The 1397-nt window shown below is 62.0% G+C and carries 1 protein-coding gene; it reads left to right on the plus strand.

Annotation, left to right across the window (positions count from 1 at the left end):
* Positions 1 to 1397: immunoglobulin-like domain-containing protein (locus BLV20_RS30720; RefSeq protein WP_371914347.1), on the plus strand; the 1397-nt coding region annotated here is incomplete at both ends.

Raw genomic sequence — 1397 nt, forward strand, 5'->3', positions numbered from 1 at the left:
GGCAAGGTCGAGGCAACCATCCAGGATGCTACTGGTGGCAACTTTGAAAATCTGGTGCCGAGCACTACGCCGGCGGTGACTGATGTCACTGACACCATCGATACCAGCACCGTTTCGCTGACGGCCACGCCGTCTGTTTCTGAAGGTGGTGTTGTCGTTTACACCGCTTCCGTAACCGCACCGGTAACCGGTTCTCCGGTTGTGGTGACCCTGTCCAATGGCCAGACCATCACCATCCCGGTCGGCGAGTCGTCCGGTACCGTGAACGTCACCGCGCCAAACGATGCATTGGCTGGCGGCAGTTCCCTGAGCGCGACCATCACCGGCGCCACCGGCGGTAATTACGAAAAGCTGGATGTCGATGGCAAGCCTGCCGAGACCTCGGTTATCGATACTCCGGATACCACTACCCTCAGCCTGACAGCGACCGACACCGTCGCCGAAGGTGGTTCGATCGTTTACACCGCGACGCTGACTAACGCAGCCGGCACTCCGGTGACCGTGACCTTGTCGAACGGCGCCGTGATCACCATTGCTGCCGGCGCCACCACCGGCTCCGTGACCGTCGCAGCCCCAAGCGATGACGTCTACAAGGATGCTGGCAAGGTCGAGGCAACCATCCAGGATGCTACTGGTGGCAACTTCGAGAACCTGGTGCCGAACACTACGCCAGCCGTCACCGACGTGACCGACACCATCGATACGTCGACCGTCAGCCTCACCGCCACGCCGTCCGTGGCCGAAGGTGGCGTGGTGGTCTACACCGCGTCGGTGACTGCGCCAGTGACTGGCTCGCCTGTTGTGGTGACCCTGTCCAACGGCCAGACCATCACCATCCCAGTGGGCGAATCCTCCGGTACCGTGAACTTCACCGCACCAAACGATGCGTTGGCCGGCGGTAGCTCCCTGAGTACCACCATTACCGGCGCCACCGGCGGTAATTACGAAAAGCTGGACGTCGACGGCAAGCCTGCCGAGACCTCGGTTACCGATACCCCGGACACTACTAGCCTGACCTTGAGCGCGACCGATACCGTGGCTGAAGGCGGTTCGATTGTTTACACCGCGACACTGACCAATGCTGCGGGCACGCCAGTGACCGTGACCCTGTCGAACGGCGCTGTGATCACCATCGCAGCAGGCGCCACCACGGGTTCTGTCACCGTCGCGGCTCCGGCGGACGATGTGTACAAGGACGCCGGCAAGGTTGAAGTCAGCATCCAGGATGCAGCGGGCGGCAACTTTGAGAACCTGGTACCGAGCACTACGCCTGCTGTCACCGATGTGACCGATACCATCGATACCAGCACCGTTTCGCTGACGGCTACGCCGTCTGTGGCTGAAGGTGGCGTGGTGGTTTACACCGCGTCCGTGACCGCTCCGGTGACCGGTTCGCC

Origin of the sequence: Pseudomonas sp. NFIX28 (assembly GCF_900107395.1) — a bacterium.
Lineage (GTDB): Bacteria > Pseudomonadota > Gammaproteobacteria > Pseudomonadales > Pseudomonadaceae > Aquipseudomonas.